Origin of the sequence: Sediminibacillus albus (genome assembly GCF_900101125.1) — a bacterium.
Taxonomy (GTDB): domain Bacteria; phylum Bacillota; class Bacilli; order Bacillales; family Amphibacillaceae; genus Sediminibacillus; species Sediminibacillus albus.
Window position 1 is genome coordinate 104,583 of sequence record NZ_FNFL01000005.1, and the last position, 19,593, is coordinate 124,175.

The 19,593-nt window shown below is 38.3% G+C and carries 20 protein-coding genes; 5 read left to right on the plus strand and 15 right to left on the minus strand.

Translation table 11 applies throughout. From position 1 onward, the window contains the following. Window positions 1-80 precede the first annotated feature (80 nt). The 6 genes from BLR93_RS13540 to BLR93_RS18120 all read right to left on the minus strand — a co-directional run bounded on the left by BLR93_RS13540 (window position 81) and on the right by BLR93_RS18120 (window position 6,146). A complete protein-coding gene (locus BLR93_RS13540) occupies window positions 81-833 on the minus strand; it encodes a GNAT family protein (RefSeq protein WP_139184428.1) in 753 nt (250 codons plus the stop codon). A gap of 309 nt (window positions 834-1,142) precedes the next feature. Next, complete coding sequence (locus tag BLR93_RS13545; RefSeq protein ID WP_245690161.1) at window positions 1,143-2,111, minus strand: BclA C-terminal domain-containing protein; 969 nt, start codon at window positions 2,109-2,111, stop codon at window positions 1,143-1,145. 1,483 nt (window positions 2,112-3,594) lie between these two features. Further along, window positions 3,595-4,050 (minus strand): GNAT family N-acetyltransferase, encoded by a 456-nt coding sequence (locus BLR93_RS13555; RefSeq protein ID WP_093215592.1) that lies wholly within the window; start codon window positions 4,048-4,050, stop codon window positions 3,595-3,597. Between the two features lie 150 nt (window positions 4,051-4,200). Next, window positions 4,201-4,764, minus strand: coding sequence for a cysteine hydrolase family protein (locus tag BLR93_RS13560; protein ID WP_093215595.1), 564 nt, complete (start codon window positions 4,762-4,764; stop codon window positions 4,201-4,203). 112 nt (window positions 4,765-4,876) lie between these two features. Beyond that, window positions 4,877-5,428, minus strand: a complete 552-nt coding sequence (locus BLR93_RS13565) for an alpha/beta fold hydrolase (protein ID WP_093215597.1) — start codon at window positions 5,426-5,428, stop codon at window positions 4,877-4,879. Between the two features lie 421 nt (window positions 5,429-5,849). Next, a complete protein-coding gene (locus BLR93_RS18120; RefSeq protein ID WP_175559372.1) occupies window positions 5,850-6,146 on the minus strand; it encodes a hypothetical protein in 297 nt (98 codons plus the stop codon). A gap of 616 nt (window positions 6,147-6,762) precedes the next feature. Here BLR93_RS18120 and BLR93_RS13575 point away from each other — a divergent pair. Further along, on the plus strand, window positions 6,763-7,224 hold the full coding sequence (locus tag BLR93_RS13575; protein ID WP_093215600.1) for a DUF4879 domain-containing protein: 462 nt from the start codon (window positions 6,763-6,765) through the stop codon (window positions 7,222-7,224). Window positions 7,225-7,238: 14 nt separating this feature from the next. After that, complete coding sequence (locus BLR93_RS13580; RefSeq protein ID WP_093215602.1) at window positions 7,239-7,580, plus strand: hypothetical protein; 342 nt, start codon at window positions 7,239-7,241, stop codon at window positions 7,578-7,580. 171 nt (window positions 7,581-7,751) lie between these two features. Here the strand turns inward: BLR93_RS13580 and BLR93_RS13585 are convergent, their stop codons facing one another. From BLR93_RS13585 to BLR93_RS13595, 3 genes are all read right to left on the minus strand, one after another. Next, window positions 7,752-8,360, minus strand: a complete 609-nt coding sequence (locus tag BLR93_RS13585; protein ID WP_093215605.1) for a dihydrofolate reductase family protein — start codon at window positions 8,358-8,360, stop codon at window positions 7,752-7,754. A 180-nt stretch (window positions 8,361-8,540) separates the two neighbouring features. Further along, window positions 8,541-9,014 (minus strand): 8-oxo-dGTP diphosphatase, encoded by a 474-nt coding sequence (locus tag BLR93_RS13590; protein ID WP_175559373.1) that lies wholly within the window; start codon window positions 9,012-9,014, stop codon window positions 8,541-8,543. Between the two features lie 219 nt (window positions 9,015-9,233). Beyond that, the gene (locus BLR93_RS13595) at window positions 9,234-10,079 is read right to left on the minus strand and encodes a LysR family transcriptional regulator (protein WP_093215608.1); all 846 of its coding nucleotides are present in this window, start codon (window positions 10,077-10,079) and stop codon (window positions 9,234-9,236) included. A 120-nt stretch (window positions 10,080-10,199) separates the two neighbouring features. Here BLR93_RS13595 and BLR93_RS13600 point away from each other — a divergent pair, with 120 nt between their 5' ends. Next, window positions 10,200-11,081, plus strand: coding sequence for a DMT family transporter (locus BLR93_RS13600; protein ID WP_093215610.1), 882 nt, complete (start codon window positions 10,200-10,202; stop codon window positions 11,079-11,081). A gap of 275 nt (window positions 11,082-11,356) precedes the next feature. Here the strand turns inward: BLR93_RS13600 and BLR93_RS13605 are convergent, their stop codons facing one another. The 3 genes from BLR93_RS13605 to BLR93_RS13615 form a co-directional block, all read right to left on the minus strand. Beyond that, a complete protein-coding gene (locus BLR93_RS13605) occupies window positions 11,357-12,196 on the minus strand; it encodes a DUF4037 domain-containing protein (protein WP_093215613.1) in 840 nt (279 codons plus the stop codon). Window positions 12,197-12,342: 146 nt separating this feature from the next. Then, window positions 12,343-12,828, minus strand: a complete 486-nt coding sequence (locus BLR93_RS13610; RefSeq protein WP_093215615.1) for a GNAT family N-acetyltransferase — start codon at window positions 12,826-12,828, stop codon at window positions 12,343-12,345. Between the two features lie 85 nt (window positions 12,829-12,913). Continuing rightward, on the minus strand, window positions 12,914-13,498 hold the full coding sequence (locus BLR93_RS13615) for a CGNR zinc finger domain-containing protein (protein ID WP_093215618.1): 585 nt from the start codon (window positions 13,496-13,498) through the stop codon (window positions 12,914-12,916). 121 nt (window positions 13,499-13,619) lie between these two features. On the opposite strand from BLR93_RS13615, the gene BLR93_RS13620 reads away from it, so the two are divergent. Both BLR93_RS13620 and BLR93_RS13625 read left to right on the plus strand, forming a co-directional pair. Next, window positions 13,620-14,852: an MFS transporter gene (locus BLR93_RS13620; protein ID WP_093215621.1), complete on the plus strand. Its 1,233-nt coding sequence runs from the start codon at window positions 13,620-13,622 to the stop codon at window positions 14,850-14,852. Between the two features lie 48 nt (window positions 14,853-14,900). Further along, complete coding sequence (locus tag BLR93_RS13625; protein WP_093215623.1) at window positions 14,901-15,371, plus strand: DinB family protein; 471 nt, start codon at window positions 14,901-14,903, stop codon at window positions 15,369-15,371. Window positions 15,372-15,655: 284 nt separating this feature from the next. On the opposite strand, the gene BLR93_RS13630 is transcribed toward BLR93_RS13625, so the two are convergent. From BLR93_RS13630 to BLR93_RS13640, 3 genes are all read right to left on the minus strand, one after another. After that, entirely contained in the window at window positions 15,656-16,633 is a 978-nt protein-coding gene (locus tag BLR93_RS13630) for a tRNA dihydrouridine synthase (RefSeq protein WP_093215852.1), read from the minus strand. Window positions 16,634-16,820: 187 nt separating this feature from the next. Further along, complete coding sequence (gene rlmD / locus BLR93_RS13635; protein ID WP_093215626.1) at window positions 16,821-18,200, minus strand: 23S rRNA (uracil(1939)-C(5))-methyltransferase RlmD; 1,380 nt, start codon at window positions 18,198-18,200, stop codon at window positions 16,821-16,823. Window positions 18,201-18,452: 252 nt separating this feature from the next. Then, on the minus strand, window positions 18,453-19,388 hold the full coding sequence (locus BLR93_RS13640; RefSeq protein ID WP_093215628.1) for a diacylglycerol kinase: 936 nt from the start codon (window positions 19,386-19,388) through the stop codon (window positions 18,453-18,455). Between the last annotated feature and the right edge of the window lie 205 nt (window positions 19,389-19,593).

The window sequence follows — 19,593 nt, forward strand, 5'->3', positions numbered from 1 at the left end:
TCGGAAATCACCTGTATCTACATATCCTGTAAGTCTAAGCCGGAAAAAGACACAGGCATACCATTGAATAGAAAAGACAATCACATTTTAGCTTTCCTTTTGTACACCTTATTCACTTCCAAAACTGTACATCCATTGTTCTCAAACGTTTTAAGCATTGGTAAATTACTAACTCCTGTACAACCAATATAATAACTAGCCTTAAGTTCGCTTTTTAATATATTTAACGCCTGTTGATGAAGTATTTTACTCTTACCCTTTCCTCTTTCTCTCGGAACTAAGCCAAAATAAAACATCCTCCCCTCATCTAGCGTACCAGGCTCTATATGAGGGATAATGACACCAATTGGACGAACATTTTCATAAGCAGCCATACATGACTTCTTATAGCTTGGACCTAATTCCACTTCTACACTACGCATTTGTTCATCGATACTTAAGGAGGGTGGCTCATTTAATGATCCTTCCATAGACGCTCTCCAAATATCTTTGAAACTAGTAATAGATATATCATTTAAGTTCCTTAAGGAAAAACCTGGTTTACCTTCGGATAGTTCAGCAAGCAGCTTGTAAACGGTAACGGTTTCTCCGTGCAGCTTAAAATCATTATTTCTTAAAAGAAAGTCTACTTCTTTGTTAATCTGATTATTAAAAACGATATTTACGTTTTTAGCAGCTTTGATAAATGATTTATCCCTCAAGTCCTCTATAAGTTCCATCAATTCTTGATTGGTCAGCTTTTTCGTATCTTCAATTGTTATAAAGCCCTCTCCTTTTACAATTTTTATTTTCTTGTATAGGTCAGGTTTATTTTGTGATTCTTCTAATTCCAACAACTTCATCCCCCTTACAGCTCTTTGGCAACAAACCATTCCCTTTGATTCTCTATATCATATGAGGAAGGCCTTCTCATCTCCAAATTTCTCACTTTAAGTTCTCTCCTATTTAATTATACTAGTAAACCTTTTTTTAATTTTATCTTATCCTAAATTATAAAACCTCCCTATCCAGGAGGTTTTATAATAAAAACGGTGTCGATTTAAAAAGTTTCTTAATCATATTCTAAGTTGTACGAATTAGAAGATTATTGAGTTCCGAGTTAGAACTTAAGAAATGTTTTCTACTGGACCGTTTGGTTATTATTAATCTAATTTTTTAATAATGATAGATGCGTTTACGTTTGTTTGTGTGCCTCCTGCCAAAGTTTGCAGGGTAACGGCAGCAGCAGAAGTATGATTATGAAGGGTAAGAGTATCGCCAGCTGCTATGGCAATTATAGCCTGACCGTTATTTTGCTGAGTTCCGGCACCTGAACCGTAGACTGTGTTCGTAACCGGCGTACCATTTAAAAACAGTGTAAATTGGTTGGGTTCTACACCCGACACTGAAAAAGTCACCTCATAGTCTCCCGGATTGGTAACTATAATTTGAGAGGTTCCGGGGGCATGCGTAATTCCAGGCGTTAATATTCCATTTGAATCAAAAAGAATAGGAGCTTCTAAAGGTACAACTTGAGCACCGAAATTATAAATATACCCGAATTCTGATAAACCACCTGCTGGTCCAGTTGGTCCCGTTGCACCGGTTGCTCCGGCTAGCCCGGTTGCTCCAGTTGCTCCGGTTGGCCCAGCTGGTCCGGTCGCTCCAGTTGCACCGGTTGCTCCGGTCGCTCCAGTCGGCCCGGTTGCTCCGGTTGGTCCGGCTGGCCCAGTTGCTCCAGCTGGCCCGGTTGCTCCGGTCGCTCCGGTTGGCCCTGCAGGTCCCGTTGCCCCAGTTGCTCCTGTCGGTCCGGTTGGCCCGGTTGGCCCGGTTGCTCCAGCTGGCCCGGTTGCTCCGGTTGCTCCAGCTGGCCCGGTTGCTCCGGTCGCTCCAGTTGCTCCGGCTGGCCCGGTTGCTCCGGTTGGCCCTGCAGGTCCCGTTGCCCCAGTTGCTCCTGTCGGTCCGGTTGGCCCTGTTGGTCCAGGAGGCCCAGTTGGTCCAGTAGGTCCCGGTTCAATCACTCTGGTAAAGGCCGGCCTTCTAGGACTCTTCATTCGGCATAAGGAACTTCCGGTTGGGCAGCAAATTACCTCTGGAAAGCATTCATTCTTATTCGAATTTGGCTTTTTCATCCATTTTACCTCCTTCTATTAATTTTTTGAATAAGGTTAAAACTATTCTAGAAAAATTCTTACCGGGGATGTGCCCCGCAGTTAATCGAACTGTAATAAACCTTTAGTCACCAGTCTTAATACATTATATTCTTAGCCTGTTTTATTGGCTGGTCGACTGTTCTATATATTACCTATCTTCTGCTGATTGGTGAAAGTGTCATTATAGACTATCTTAAAAATAATTAAAGAGCATCATAGGAATACATCCCCTTCAACTTTTCACGATTCAGCTAATGCTATTTCTGGATCCTTTTTTATACAGCGTGCTTGTAAATAAAAGGTTTAATGAATCATGACGACTTCGCGCATTATACGATTGAATATTATTTAAGAGGTATCGTGGCCGGAAGGGAATCAACAAACAATTCAGAACATAGAAGCTAAAAATGGATTGATTATTCAAATCAAGAGGATATGGAGGATTATCAAAAGTAATTTCTGATGAATTGGAAATAATAGGCCCAAAGGGAAAAGGAAAATAAATCATCAAGAGTTAGAAGCTTGGATTTCAAGAGCTAATTTAAAACTCGCCACCATTCATCGTTTTTCAAAGGATTATTTTATTGTACTGGAACAACAAGCTACTTGGTTAAATGAAGATGGAACGATAAAAGGACAAGCAACCGTCTTTACAGCCCTAAAAGGTGTCAATAGCCAAGTCGTGTTTTTGGCAAGATATTACAATAAGAATGAAGTATTTGAAATTAGCGGTTTAAATGAGGATGATTTCGTTCAATAGAAGTAAAAACATCTTTCCACATCTCAAACAGACCCGGAAATTTACAGCAGGAATTCGAGTCTTATTATGTATTTGATTGGCTCTCTTGTCTTTTCGCTTTTAACGCCTTTCTCAGATAAATAAAAGAAAAGAATAGATATCCACTTGTTACAATGGGCAACAACACGTTATTACTCCTGATACCCTCCTGGCTAGAAACAACTATTGTGTAGATAACCCACAACCAAATAAACTTCAATGTATAATTTGCAACATTTGACTTAAACATGAGGCTCACCATCCAGTTAAAGTTAGAACCTATGTTAGCATAAATTATCGTCAGTAAAAATACATTTTAACCCCATAAAAACCCTAAAGCAAAGACCATAATGACCATCGGTATCTAAGACAGACATTAATAATACCGCCAACCCCAAGACTAACCAACATATGGCTTAATCCTTCCGCTCCATCCGTCAGCCGAAAAAGGCAAAAAAAATAAGTTCTTCATTGTTGTTTTCTGTCTTTTCTAGGGAATCTGTTATTACATTTACTAATGGTCTAACACGTTACAGCTTCCTTTTCCAATTTCAAAGCATTTCTATACTTAGAGGAAATGATAAAATGTCTTGTAATGTCTCAAAGCTCGAGCCCTTTCGTTTACTGTCCAATCGTATTATCACGCGTAGGAGAAGAGAAACGTCCATCAGTTGTATAAGAATCCTAAATCTCTTTCATCATAAACATGCTATTTTCATCTTCCTTGTAGGAAGCAAATGGTGGGCAATAGTGAAATCCAAAGCTTTCATATAATTTCCGTGCAGGGACAAAAGCTTCCATCGAGCCAGTTTCCAAGCTCAACCTTTTATAGCCGCGGGTTCGGGCTTCTTCTATGATGTGTTGAAGGATTTTCTTCGAAACGCCCTTCCTTAGATGATTGGAGGCCGTTTTCATTGATTTTATCTCTCCATGAGTATCACCAAGTTCTTTTAGCGCTCCACAGCCAAGTAATTCATTACCTTCCCATGCGCTCCAACACGTAATATCGGACTCTCTTAAACCTTCGAGATTAAGCGCATGCCTGCTTTCAGGAGGGGAATGAATAGCCATGCTTTGAAGGTGGTCCAATATTAATGCTGTTATCTCACCCCCGGTTACATTGTCTTCGTGTATTTCCATATAACACTCTCCTTGAATTAAATTGTAATATTAAACAATAATTACTTTTTGCTCCCTCCTATTGACCTATCCTGCATAAACCCGATTCCTAGTGTAAGCGCATCAAAAATTAACGATACTATGTCTCTTAATAACATGGTGCCGATTGACTTAGCTTTCCTCCCGGGTTTTATCCAGGAGCTGTTCTGTAGAAAGGACTGTTGCAAATTCATCATGCAAGGTGGCCAGTGAGACATTATGGATAGTCTCGGCATCATAATAGATGTCCCTTTGATCAGTTAATCCAAAGGCTGCCGTTGCGTCTGAAACAAGGTATGTAAGGAAGCCTAAATTGCCGCTCATTCGTGTGGTAGTGGCTACACAATGAGGGGTAGTCAGCCCTGTTATGACCACAGTTGATATGTCTTGTTGTATGAGTGGTTTTTCCATATTCGTACCAATAAAGCTGCTGTTTACTTTCTTGGTAATAACATCTTCTCCATCCTCCGGCTGCACCGACTGTTTAATGGCAAACCCGCTATTGTTTGGGAAAAATAGCGAGTCAGGATTGTCTGACGTATGCTGAACATGGATGACCTTCCACCCTTTTTCTCTCCATAGAGTCAGAAGTCTGCTAATGTTCACTTCTGCATGAAGGTTGTTTCTCTCTCCCCATTTCTCATCTTCAAAGGCTTCTTGTACATCGATGATAATCAATGCAGTATTTTTATTCATGGTTTTTCTCCTTCATTCTCTTTTTGCCGAGGTAAACTTTCACTATGCCGATAAACAACAAACATACGCAAGATACCCCATCTTTCCCAGAACAAATGTTTAACAGAGTACTTTACAAGCCTTTTATATCTTGAACCAGTATAGGTAATCCTTGATCAAATAAATGTTGTTTTCCTTCCAGTTCCCGTGCGGTTGCTTGCGGAAGCTTTTCCGCATAGGCTTTATGGTGTGTAAAAGGGACGATATCTTCATCCGCACTATGATAAAGGAACAAACTCGGTATACCAGGGAGCTTATGTTCGAAATTAGGCTGGAGTGTGAATTCTTTTGACTGCCACTTTTCATCCAATCCCCAAAATGGTGAGGCAATAATAAACAAACCGGAAAAAACCAGGTTTGATGATTGCTCTGTTAGGTACTTCAGTAAGACAGAACCACCCAATGAATGACCAACTAAAATTATTTCTCCGGTAAGTTTATTGAGTTCTTTTTCAAGCTGCTTCTTCCAAGATACATATGCTGGATTTTCTGGTTCAGGCATTTCAGGAGAAACAAATTGATAGTTATCTCCAAGTTGCTTACTTAAATAGGAAGACAAATTACTGCTTCCCTGACCCTGACCTTGGGGACCAGCACTATGAATAAACAAAACTGTTTTTTTCATAAAGATATCCCTCCCTATGGGAATAAACACGCCTGTTTCATTAGTACTTCAACAAATATAGTATTAATCCTGCACCGTTATAATGAATACTAGTCCACTTGCCTAATATGGTCTAACGCCTTATTTACTGCTTCTCTTGCATGAATTACTGTCGTATCAAACAAGGGAACTCCTGCGTCTTCAGGTGCAATGTGAACTTAAATACAGAAACCTACGACGATGACACAACCCACAAAGCAAAGAAAGCAGTTGAAAGCTAGCTAAAAAACAATTATAAAAACATTGAAAAAATAGAATTTAGTGATGACCATAGTAACCCGATGGGAGGCTTAATGATCCGCGGTATTGTCAATGGAGAAGCTGGTTTCTCGGTTAGTATCGATCCGAATAACTTTGTTGTTAATAGTGTTGGTGAAAAAATTCACTTCTTCCTTTGTATTAATACTCTCTGTAGTTTCTTTTGACACCTTTTTTGATACGAATTTCTCTCTATTTTTTTACTGTTGAGTTTCCCAATAGATTTGCGCACATCTTTATCATGTATGATCAGTTCTCTAAGCTTTTTATCTTCAAGATAGTTTTGAAACCATTGATGCTTTTTTAAATTCCTTAAATTTCTCTCAATATCTTTTTCATCTACCTTTTGAAATGGTAAATATAACCCGATATTTAAATAAATGATTAGAACAAAGAGAAAGAGTACAAATAAAATGTCCACCTTAACCCTCCTCCATATAAACCGCCTATATGAAACCTGATTTTTTATCTCGAATCTTCCTTGTCGTTTGTTACGATATACAATCCATGTAATTACATTTAGAAAAATAACCACGATGAGAAGAACAGCAGCAACGGAAACCTTAGCCCCCATTGTGTCCATAAGAGCAGACCAATCCTCAATTCTTACTCATAGATAGGTATTAAAAAGCTGGAAAAACAGCGAAATAACACAAGCACTCAAGCTCATAATCGAAAGAATGATCGTACCATTATGAGCATCATTCTTTACACGCATGACATTCACAATAGCAAGTATCAAAGCAAGTAATCCTAGTAAGAGACCCCCAACATTAAGCCAACCAATCACTTCTAATCCCCTTGTTATAACTGACATCTGCGCTTGTGTCATATCCTTACGATTAATGATAGTAAAAAGATTCAAATAGTAACAGTCTTATTTTTCAACCAAACTACCAGTTCGTTTATAAAATCACGATTCATTAGACTACCTAAATCAACATATCAAGTTTTTTCTGGAAATTGTTGTTTTTTGTATAAACTTGGGTTATGATGGATTTAAAGGAATTTATTACCATTAAAGAGGAGGACGATTGATGAAAAAATTTTTAGGGTTACTTTTTATTGCTTTTCTGGCCATTCCTTTATTACCGGCTGATCAAGCATCGGCAGCACCTGCTCCGGAACTAACAGATGTCCAAATATTTGGTGTTACTTCGGATGCAGCCGGTTATGTATGGGAAGATATTAACTTTAACCAGCAAAGTGCTGTAAATCCAATGGGTGGAGAAACAGGATACTTAGCCGTCTATGTAGAAGGTACGATGCAACAAGGAACATTCCGAGTGTTCAATAATGGAAATAATATCACCTCCCAAACCTTTAAAGCTTTAGATGATGAAGACGTAACCGACAGCGGTAATAATGTGATAGGTACAATTAAGTATATTGGCTTTCCGTTATCTGCTGTTTCCAGTGGAAGATTCACCATTTCTGCAAACAACTACTATCCACCAAATAACACGTTATATGAAAATTTATACATTGAAGTAGAATAGGAGTTTTTTAAGATATGAGAATCACACCAGATAATACACAGTTTGCAGCATACAGTCGCCTAACGGTTTCTGCTCATTTACGGAACCAATTAAGGGATGGTACAAGTCTGCGTGAACAACAGGAAGATATTTCTTTTTCTAAGTTTCAGGAGCTTCTGGACGAAGAACAAGTTGTTAATGAAAAAAATTCCAGAAAAATGTCTGACTTTCATCGGAGTGCTTTAGAAACGCAGATGAATTACACAGATAATCCCAAACGCACCCAGGAAGTAATGGGTATCATGGAAAAAGCGTTCGCGTTAGGATTGGTGGATAAGGACAATACCCTAATCAATAAGTTTAATCAGAAAACCTAATACAAGAGAAAAAATCAGCCTTTTCCTTTTAAAGAGAAGGCTGTTTTTATTTAAAATTTGCAAGAATTGATTTACTGTATGTCAGTAATCCCGAATCAACATAGAAACTCATAATCGTGACGAAGAACGGCTGCACCAATTCTTTCGTATATACACTTTCCCGTTTGGTCTCTATTTCACAATGTCATATTTAACATGCACAACGCCTTTACCTTCAAGCACTTCAGTTGATTTCAATCTGACCGTGTCTTGTCCAATATGGTCAAATAAACGCACACCCTTACCAAGCAGGACAGGAGCGATATGTAAATCCAATGCCTCTAGCAAACCAGCTTGTATGCATTGTTGTGCGACACTTGCGGTGCCGACGCTTACATCCTTCGTACCAGCTGCTCGCTTTGCTTGTTTTACCGCTTGTTCAATCCCGTCCGTTATAAAAGTAAATGGCGTACTACCCTCCGGGTGCTCGTCAGGGAGACTATGAGTAAGGACAAATACAGGAACATTTTTTAAAGGGTGACTTTCACCCCATCCTTTAACGATGTCGTAAGTACGTCTGCCAACAATCATAGCGCCTGTTTTTTCAGCTGCTGAATCGAAAACTTTTCGGTCAATCTGTGAAAGTTTAAAAAACGTATTTACCTCACTTGTTCTATCTCCAGAAAACATCCAAGCATGCAATGTATCTCCGTCGTCTCCTAAAGGTTTTTGTTGACAATCATTACTTCCTGCTACAAATCCATCAAGTGACATAGAGATACTTAAAACTACCTGGCCCATAACCATTCCTCCCTTTCCGGACATTTTAGACGATTATCTAGCACATTATATTTTCTCGATTGCTCTATTAATATCCTGTTTTTAGGTGATTAAAAAGAGAAAAAATTTAGATAACTTTTAGGTTTTTAGCTAAATTGGTTATAGGCTTTATTTAAAAGATGAATAAGCGATGATATGGAATTACGTCCTTTTAACAATTACTTCTCCTTCTTGATCTTTTTCATTATCCCAATAGATTTGAATTTCAAATGTACCTTCCTTAAAAAAGTAAGGGAAGCTTATTTTCGTTGCAATCTGCATGGGGAGATGTACGGCTTCGTCAATATTCACCCACATCGGCTCTCCCTCTGGTGGATTTTTCAGCAACTTACCGCTGAAGTCATCCGTTATGTAATTAAAAATCATATAGCGGTCGCTTTTTTCCGGATTCACAAACTCATACAGACCTTTGTAAACAAGGTTTCTCACCTCTAGCCCAGTCTCCTCTTTTACCTCTCGCATGGCACCGTCCACAAAACTTTCAGGAAACTCCACTTTTCCACCAGGAGGAATATATCCCTTTAACTCATCATGCTGTCTATTAAGCAGTAGAACTTTGCTTTGATCTCTTATCATACAAATCGTCCAGAATTTATAATTAATGTTTTCCCCCATAAATATCTCCTCCTCATTCAAAAACCACGGCCCGCTTGTAGTTATCTGCCATTTTTATAAAACAACGCCCCCCTTTCAAGTCTCTTTTATAATTAGCTTTTATTGCTCAAACCTACCTCGTTAGCAAAAAAACGCGACTATTTAACCCAGAAAAGCAACCGTTTATTGAATTAGAATTTATTCATGTACAAATAACTTTTCAGCATTTTGTTTATCTTATCAGGCTAATTTACTTAGCTCCATAAGTTGCATTTCTATATATGAAAATTCATGATTAAGCCTTCTGATTAAATATAAGTCAATGTGTTTATATGGAGAGGGAATCTCTAAGAAATCTTTCACATTAAAACGATTGGCTACGTGCCTGGAAACAATAGCTATTCCCATGCCAATGCTTGAAAATTTAACTAATGTTTCGAAGTCGCTAACCTCTATGATTTCCCCTTGTTCAATATTATGGTCGGTGTATATTTGATCTAATTTAGTAAAATACAAACACTCTTTAGATAATGTAATTACGTCCTTTCCAAATAAATAATCATAAAAGTCCACATTTGAGTTGATCCCTTTCCCGATAATAACCATTTCTTCTAAACCAGCTTTTTGATAATGAACTTTTTTATTATGTAATGTTCCTATTGTATAGGCAATATCGAGGTGACCAAGAATGACTTGTTCCTCTAAATACTTAGTTGAGCCCGTTTTAAACGTCACAGAAAGATCTGGATAAGATTCATAGAGTTTTTGCAAGGCCTCTGAGAACATTGCTCCTCCAATTGATATCATCGTACCAACCCGTAGTTTTTCCTTGCTTTTCCCCATTTTCATTTCTGTTTCTTCCCAAAGTAACAGCATCTGTTTGAATTGGTGGTATAGTTTTTTACCAGGTTCAGTTAAAGTTACTCCTTTTGATGATCTATGGAAAAGCTCTTGGCTATAATATGTTTCAATCTTTTTTATTTTAGCCGTCATGTTGGATTGGAGATGATTTAGTTTCATTGCAGAAGCCGATATGCTTCCTAATTCAGCAACTGTTACGAAAGCCTTCATATTTTCTATATCCATTTTGTAAAACCCCTTTATTAAAAAAAGTGATAATGATATCAACTATAGACGTTATTAATGATGACACTTTCTTATTATAATGAAACTGTTGAAATAATGAATAAAGGAAGAGAATAGATTATGAGAAAAAAATATATATTTTTAATACTTATAAGTGTTATTTGGGGTTCACAGTTTTACTTTGCTGAAAAAGTATTAGACAAGGTGGACCCTGTCGCATTGGCGGCGATTCGATCAACCTTAGGAGCCATTACTTTAACTGTTGTCGCTATTCTCAACAAGAATCCAACTCATAAAAGTGAAGAACAGAGAAGTCACCTTACTTATGTCCTATATGTCTCAATTGCCTTATTGGAAGCGGTCATTCCATTTTTCTTAGTCGCATGGGGGCAACAAAGAGTAAATAGTAGTATTGCTTCAATTTTGATCGGTACTACCCCCATATGGACACTGCTTATGGTGAGAGTAGTATTTCGGAAGAAACTAAACCTCTATCAAACGACAGGTGTAATATCAGGGTTTATTGGGATTGTTTTCATTTTTTTGCCATCCATCGGTGCTAATTTATTCTCTAATGGAATAGCAGGTTCCATAGCTCTCTTAATCGCTTCAATCAGTTATGCAAGTGCTTTGGTTTTCATGCAATACTTGCCGTCTGAAACAACAGTTGTGTCCATGAGAAATATATTGTGTATAGCCTCTGTTATTTTAATACCAGTCACTTTTATCATTGAAAATCCGACACTTACTACACTCAATATAGCTGATATTATCAATCTACTTATTTTAGGGATATTTCAAACGGGATTTGTTTATTGGTTATATAATCTCTTAATTCATATGGAAGGGGCAGTATTTGCTTCTTTTTCAAACTATTTTATCCCGGTAATTGGTGTGCTTCTTGGCTCTTTGTTTCTAAATGAAAGTGTATCTATTCTTATGTTAATTGGTCTGTTTATCATCATTTTCTCCATTATAATAAGTCGTAAAACAAAAACTTAAACTTCTTTTAACCAAGCTGGAAAAGGAAACTCCTAATTAGCTACATAATTAAAATAAACAAGTGCATAAAAAACAGTGCCTGAAAAATCGGAAACACTATGCTGCTACACTTAATTTTCGTAAAAACACTGCCTCAATCGATGTAATTCAGAGCTTACTAAGTTAAAGGATCAGACAAGAATCTTATAACAAATACTATTAATATATGAGAAAGAGAATAACAATAAATGTCTTGGGCTCTCTTTCATAATCAGCACCGTTAGCTTAACGAAGTTTTATTTTATTTCATTTTTCGGTCTCAAAAATAGCGATTTTCCAAGAACGGAAGATAAATCTATTTGTGGAAGCTCACGTTGTATTAGTTCATACATTTCCTCAATTATTATTTCTAATTCTCTTATAGAAACCTTTGGATCATCAAGAAAAATAGACTCTAAGCGATTGGATATATTTTTAGGAGTGATTTCCATTGAACGAAGTGTATGCTTTTGCCACTTAAAGGCTGGGTGGTGTACGAATTGACGGTTTAACCCGAATAACATTCCCATTAAATTGGTTTGGACAGCTACCATTACTTTATAAAGCATTAACCAATCTTGACGCTCTAGTAACGCCTGGCGATTAGTCCATCTGTTTCCTAAACAAATATTCTCCATTACCATAGCCACACTTAATTCATAAGGATATTTACTTACTTTCTCTTTCATTGCATTAATAACTAAATCACCGTTGAGAGCAGCTCCATTATAAACCGTAGCTACAATACATTGCTTATCTAAATCTGTATCAAAAGATATAGTCACATCATTTATATATTTGTTGATTATATCAGTTAGAAAATTGCTTATTTCTAATTTTACACCTTGAGTTATGTAAGCTTCTGACCATCCCTCCTCCTCATAGGGATGAAAATCAATAATCTTACCATTTAATTTTACGATTGGATCCTTCCTTTCTTCGTCAGTAGGATCTCCTTTCCAAAAGACAAATAGTTCAATATCCGAATGTTCATCATGCCAATTTCGTGAAACGGAACCTCCTAATAAAACGGCTTCAACTTTCGGATTTTGTTCATAGATATTTGCGATTTCTGATGCTAATATTTTTAAATCCACATAACCTCTCCTTTTCTATTCTACTTCTCCTAAATAAACCCAACACCATCTCCCCTGAATTTTCCATCAACTATATCAGTTGGGGTTAAAGTCTGTTTTAGAACTTACTACTTTATATTAAAAAAGGGCCTCTCGCTGGTGACAAATTATAAAACTTTACTTAAAGTTTCTCCAGGTAAGCCTCCGATTTCACACATCTTTTCTGATATAAATCCTTTTTTCACTAATATTCTTCTTGAAGAAATATTTTCGGGATCAATAACAGCAGTTAAACGATTTAACTTTGTTTTTTTAGCTCTCTGTACTAAAATTCCAGCAATCTCACTACCATATCCTTGTCCCCAATACTCAGGTAATAGCATGTAACCTAGTTCTGCTTCATTCTGTTTCTCTTCGTTTAAAATCAACTTCCCAAGTCCTATAAATTTATTGGTTTGGTTGTCATATACTTTATATGTCCCGAATTCTACAAACTTTTTATTCCTATCTAATAATTTTTGAAAATTTCCTTGTGCTTCATTAAATGGTATTGACCGTTCAGTAATCATCGCCATTACTGATTCATTAGATACGAGATTAAAATAAAAAGGAAAATCATTGTATTCAAACTTTTCTAAAATAATGCGATCCATTGTTATCCCCCTGAGCCACTTAACTACCTGTGTAATCTTATACCACCTAACACTATTCTGCTCTTTATAAGCCTGTCCTATAGGCTTATTTCTCTTTATTATTCTTTTGCTGATGACGAGTTACCTTTTTTCTATTGCCACAAATCTTCATGGAGCACCATTTCCGTCTTCCTCTAGTATCAATAAACAGTAATACACATTCTGGATTCGCACACCGATGTATGCTTTGCAATTTATTAGACACATAAAGGCTTAATGCATCGTATGCTATTAATGCTGTCAAAGCATTCGTAGAATTACTAATTGGTACGGGAATGAGATTATCATCTTTTAATCCATAAGAAAAAGGGGCCTCTTTTATTAAAGATTGCAAGTATGTTAACCAATCACCAGAAAATTCTCTTCCATCTGCTACCTGTTCATACCCCTCACGTAGAAAGGCCCGTAAATTACGTAAATATGGTAATGCATCATTTGCCCATTGTTCTACATGTGTACTAATTTGCTCATCAAATAGTACATCATTTTTTCTTAAAATATTGAACCATTCTACAACATGTTTTGGCTCTGTCAATAAATCTTGTCGTTTTCCGTGTCGAACTAACTCGGTATTTACTAAATCTAAAGATATATCACCAGAAATAAGTGGGAATTTTGTTTCAGCAGTCAATAAAATCACTCCCTTTTTAATATTTAACCTATAATAACATACTTGACAGGTTAATTATAACACTATATATTATTAACCATCAAACGCCATTAATAGTGGTTAATAATTTAGGGGGGATTTTATGCAGCAGTCTTTTTTAGGTTCAAAAGTTGTTATTGTTAGTTTTGTTACTTTGATGGGAGCATTTGGATTAAATCTAACTGCAGGACAATTTTTTGCTCCACTAAATGATGCATATGGATGGGATTTAACGATTCTTAGCCTAGCAGTGTCTCTAAATATGATTACATGGGGAATTTTTCAGCCAATTATGGGTAGGTTAATTGATCGTTTTGGCCCCAAATCAGTTATCGCTAGTAGTGCAGCTTTAATGGGAATTGCTTTTATACTTTCAGCAACTACTACAGAAGTATGGCAATTCTTTACTTATTATGGTGTATTAACTGCTATCGGTTTTGCAGGATGTGGTTCGATGGCAAATTCCGTATTGGTTTCCCGTTGGTATGTAAAAAAAAGAGCTAAGATGCTTTCCAGAAGCTCTATGGGTATGAATATTGGTCAGCTAATCTTTTTACCATTAACAGGATTTCTAATTGCCAATACAGGATTTCGGTCAGCTTTTGTTGTTCTTGGCTTTATCATGCTGATTGTAATTGTTCCGGCAGTATTAATCCTAGTTAAAAATAACCCTCATGATGTTGATCAAAAACCGGATGGAGCCTCTACATCGGTATTTAAAGCAGTAGAAAGTGCTTCATTGTCAGAAGCACTACATAGTCGGGAATTTTGGATTGCGACACTTGGTTTTGCGACATGTGGATTTACGTTATATTTAGTGACTATGCATCTACCAAATTTTGCAGTTGATCTAGGGGGAGGAAAAGCACTTGGCGGACAGCTTCTTGGAATGGCTGCATTCACGAGTGCTGTTTCGATGTGGATGACAGGCCAATTAACTCGAATGTTTGGAAAGAAAAGTTTATTAGTAGTTCTTTATTTGGTACGATTTCTTGCCTTTATCTGGCTTGCAGTGTCTCCGAGTATTTGGCAATTATATGTATTCGCTGTAGTATATGGTATTTCTTCGATGCCTATTATTCCTTTAGTCACTGGTATCATTGGTGATAAATTCGGAAAAAATGCAATGGGTAGCATACTAGGATTCAGTTGGTTTATTCATCAGATATTTGCTGCATTAGGAGTGTTTTTAGGTGGTTATATTCGTTCACTTACTGGAGATTACACATTTTCATTTTGGGTAGGAGCTATCTTATTGCTACTTGGTACTGTCATAACTATATTTCTTAAAGAACAAACCACTATTCCAAATGATAAAACGGTGTTAGCCCGTTAATCTTTCTGACTATTTCCATAAATTAATGAAGAAAGGATGAGTTGCGAAATGAGGAATTCTCTATTGTATCAATTTAATTTTGTACGTGAGAACACGCTAAATTATGTGAGGGAGATAGATGATCATTGGATGGAAGTTGTACCTCGCGGGTTGAATAACAATATTAAATGGAATTTAGGGCATATATACCTTATTTCGGAGAAGTTAGCATTTCAATTAACTGGTGAGGTAGGAAATTCGCCTAAAGAATTACAGGAACTTTTCAATTCAGGCACATCCCCAAAGGAATGGAAAAAAGAGATACCAAAAAAGCAAGAAGTACTTCAGTTACTGCGTGAACAATTAGTTAGAGTGGAGTCTCTATTAATTGATCGAACAGAAGATAAATTAGAAAAACCATATACTACATCTACAGGATTAGAATTAGTTACGATTGGAGACTGCATAAGTTTTTGTTTGTACCATGAGGGAATGCATTTCAGTACTATTAAAAATATCAATCAAATACTTCAAAAATAGGATAGACAATTGTTGCATCAGGGCATGTTATGAAAGAAATTCATTGCATGCTCTATTTTTTGAATAACTGTGGTTTTAATCCACCACAAGCATACTTTTAATTTGAGTATTCATAACCTATTATAGATTACTAAAATAACAAACATAAAGCAAAAATTGGCTGGTATAAGTCCGGTTTAACACCGCACTCATACCAGCCAATTAACAACTTAGTATAAACTCTGCCTTTTTGAGGGGCTCCCCATTTATCTTCCCCTTAGCTTTAACCTTGAATTGGGACACTTCTACTGTTCCCCATCAAGATTCTTTAACTCAAAGTTATCAAGCAATGTCCGCACTTCATCTGTTGACTCTGTACTCATCAATTGATTTCTTAATTCATTTGCCCCTCGAAACTCACGGATATATATCTTAAAAAAGCGACGAAGCGGCTTGAACGGACGTGGTTCTAATTTTGAATATTTATCAAAGAGATCCAGATGCAACCTTAAAAGATCAAGCAATTCCTTGCTACTATGATCTTTCGGCTGCTTCTCAAAGGCAAATGGATTTTTAAAAATACCTCGTCCAATCATAACCCCATCCACACCGTATTGTTCAGCGAGCTTCAAGCCCGTTTGACGGTCAGGGATATCCCCATTGATCGTCAAAAGTGTATCTGGTGCTACCTGGTCACGAAGTTTCTTAATCTCCGGGATTAGTTCCCAATGCGCATCCACCTTACTCATTTCTTTTTTGGTACGCAGATGAATAGAAAGGTTAACAATGTCTTGTTCCAATAAGTGCGTAAGCCAGTCGCGCCATTCCTCTACATATGTGTAACCAAGCCTTGTTTTCACACTAACAGGCAAGCCTCCTGCTTTTGCAGCTTGTATCAGCTCTGCTGCAACTTCCGGACGACGGATAAGACCGCATCCCTTCCCATTTGCTGCTACATTCTGGACAGGACACCCCATATTGATATCCACACCCCGAAAGCCTTCTTTCGCCATCCCAATACTCATTTGCCGGAAATATTCGGGTTTATCTCCCCATATATGGGCCACCATCGGTTGTTCATCCTCTGTAAAAGTCAAACGCCCACGCACACTCTGGTGCCCCTGTGGATGACAATAACTCTCCGTGTTTGTAAATTCTGTAAAAAACACATCAGGTCTGGCTGCTTCACTCACTACATGACGAAAAACAACATCCGTCACATCTTCCATTGGTGCCAGTACAAAAAAAGGTCGCGGTAAATCAGACCAAAAATTATCTATCATTTTCAAATTCAATTCCTCTCATTATGGGTTACAAGGCCAAATCCTTATCCAAAAAATTAAAAAAGAAATTCGGGATAAGAGAAAAGTCAATGACAAGGGATTTGGCATGTAAAGACCCCGAATTCGCAAAAGTGCTTTTTAACGAATTCAGGACCGGACTAACAAATGTTTATTTTATCAAACAGAATTATTTTTTCAACCGAATCTCCGCCACAGCCTCAATATGCCCTGTTTGCGGGAACATGTCGACCGGTTGAACTTGTTTTGTTTCGTAACCGCCGTCTTCCAGAATACGCAGGTCTCTAGCCAGTGTGGACGGGTTGCAGGAGACATAAACGATGCGCTCCGGCTTCATCGTGATCATTGCTTCGAGCAAAGCCTCGTCGCAGCCTTTTCGTGGCGGATCGACGACGATGACATCCGGACGTAGTCCTTGCGCTGTCCACCATGGCATCACTTTTTCTGCTTCTCCAACGTAGAATTCTGCATTCTCGATATGGTTGAGCTTTGCGTTTTTCTTTGCATCAGCAATTGCTTCCTGTACGATTTCCACGCCATAGACTTTTTTGGCCTGCTGGGCAAGAAACAGGGAAATCGTGCCGATACCACAGTAAGCGTCAACGACAGTTTCACCACCGGTCAGTGCCGCATATTCCAATGCCGTATCATACAATCGCTTCGTCTGGGGTGGATTTACCTGGTAAAATGACTTAGCTGAAATGGCGAATTTAATGTCACCAATGTTGTCATAGATATACTCATTTCCCCAAATAACGTTAGTATCCTTACCGAAAATGACGTTTGTCTTCTTTTTATTAACATTATGGACAATCGACTTGACGTGCGGATACGTTTCGTGGATCTCTTTGACAATTTCCTCTTGCTTTGGTAATTCGTCTGTCCTCGTAATCAACACAATCATCGTTTCGCCGGTTTGCTGTCCGGTACGAACCATGATATGGCGCAGCACGCCCTTATCGCTTTCCTCATCATAGGCAGAAATGCCAAGTCGATCGGCCATGCGGCGGACAACCTCCACCATCCGGTCATTGACCTCATCCTGGATAACGCATCGGTCCATACCTTCAATAATTTTATGGCTCCGCTTTTGATAAAAGCCGGTAATCAATTCACCATCACGTTCACCAACCGGGATTTGCACTTTATTCCGGTAACGCCATGGATCTTCCATACCGATCACTGGATGAACAGGCACATCCTCCAGATGGGCAATTTTCCTAAGTGCATTTTTCACTTGGTTTTGCTTCATTTCCAGCTGCAACGAATAGCTCATATGCTGCAGCTGGCAGCCGCCGCATTGGATATAAACGTCACAGGGCGGCTCTACCCGCTCAGGGCTAACATCTTTTATATCTAATAACTTTCCGAACCCGAAGTTTTTATTTACCTTAACTACCTTTACTTTAGCTGTCTCGCCTGGAAGCGCATAAGGAACAAACAGCGGATATCCATCCACCTTTCCAACACCTGCCCCTTCATGGGTCAAATCCTGAAAAGAAAGTTCGATAGTTTGATTCTTTTTTACAGGGGGCTTTTGTTTTGCCATAAATATCATCGTCCTTCTTGTCAATTGCTGACAAAAGTTTACCATATATAAAGGTGGAAAGGAAATATCTCTTCATGAACTGACAATTTAAATAATTTCCCGGGAAATATTGGGGGTTTCGACATTTTCCATTCCCGCACAGCTAATTCCTAATCTCTGGCGATAAGAAATGGCCTGCCATGGAGTAATTTGTAACTGTGATGATGTAAAAAATAGACGCGCACGGTCATTGGCCAGACGCGTCTATTTCTATTAAGGGTTTTGTGTTTCCTGTATCTTTTTCGCTTCTTCTTTGTCAATAAAGCTATCAGGTACAAAATATTCAATATGCTGATAAAGATTGACGAATTCCCCTGGAAGCAGTCCGCCGTATTCTCCGTCTATATTGAGCTGCATTTTTTCTTCGGTGTGCACTTTAATCCGGTTGGCGCGGGCATGAAAAATTAAGTCATCCTCTATGTGAGCGCCACGGAGAGCAAGCGATGCAACCCGGATAAATTCGGCAATATTGGCTTTCTTCAAAATCAATAAATCAAACAAGCCATCGTCCATCGCTGCTCCGGGGGCAAGCTTTTCAAACCCACCGACAGAGTTAGTGTTGGACACTAAAAATAGCATAATCTCCCCTTCAAATACTTTTCCATCATATTCAATCGTTACAGTCGTTGGCCTTAACGAAGGAAGCATCTCAATCCCCTTTAAGTAATACGCCAATTGCCCAAGCATGGTTTTCAGCTTACTTGGCACTTCGTAGGAAAGCTCGGTCAATTTTCCCCCGCCAGCAATATTCATAAAATATTGATCATTGACCCTGCCGATATCAAGCGCCTGCACCTTGTCCTCAAGGATTACTTCCACGGCTTTTTGAATGTTGCGTGGAATGTTCAACGCCCGTGCTAGATCATTTGTCGTCCCTACTGGTATAATCCCCAGCTTAGGGCGATACTGATTGCCGGCAATGCCATTGATGACCTCGTTGATTGTTCCGTCTCCACCGGCAGCTACCACGATATCGAATCTTCTGTCGACAGCAGTTTGGGCTGCTTTCGTGGCATCTCCTGCGCAGGTTGTCGCATGGGCAGAGGTCTCATAGCCTGCCTGTTCAAAGGATTTAAGCACACTAGGAAGTTCTTTTTTAAAGGCTTCACGGCCTGATGTTGGATTATAAATAATACGGGCCCTTTTCATAGGTCTCCCCCTGTTCCGTCTTTCATAAAGCATGTATATTCACTATTATGATATCTAGGTTATAGTAGTGTCCCGGCACAATCAAACAGGCCAAGGACATGCTGGATTTTCTAATCCAACTTCCATCATAGCCTTTTTCGATACGTTTGAAAAGTTTTTTTGAACGGTTACCGAAAAAAGAGGACCGCCCCGCATACGGAAGCCA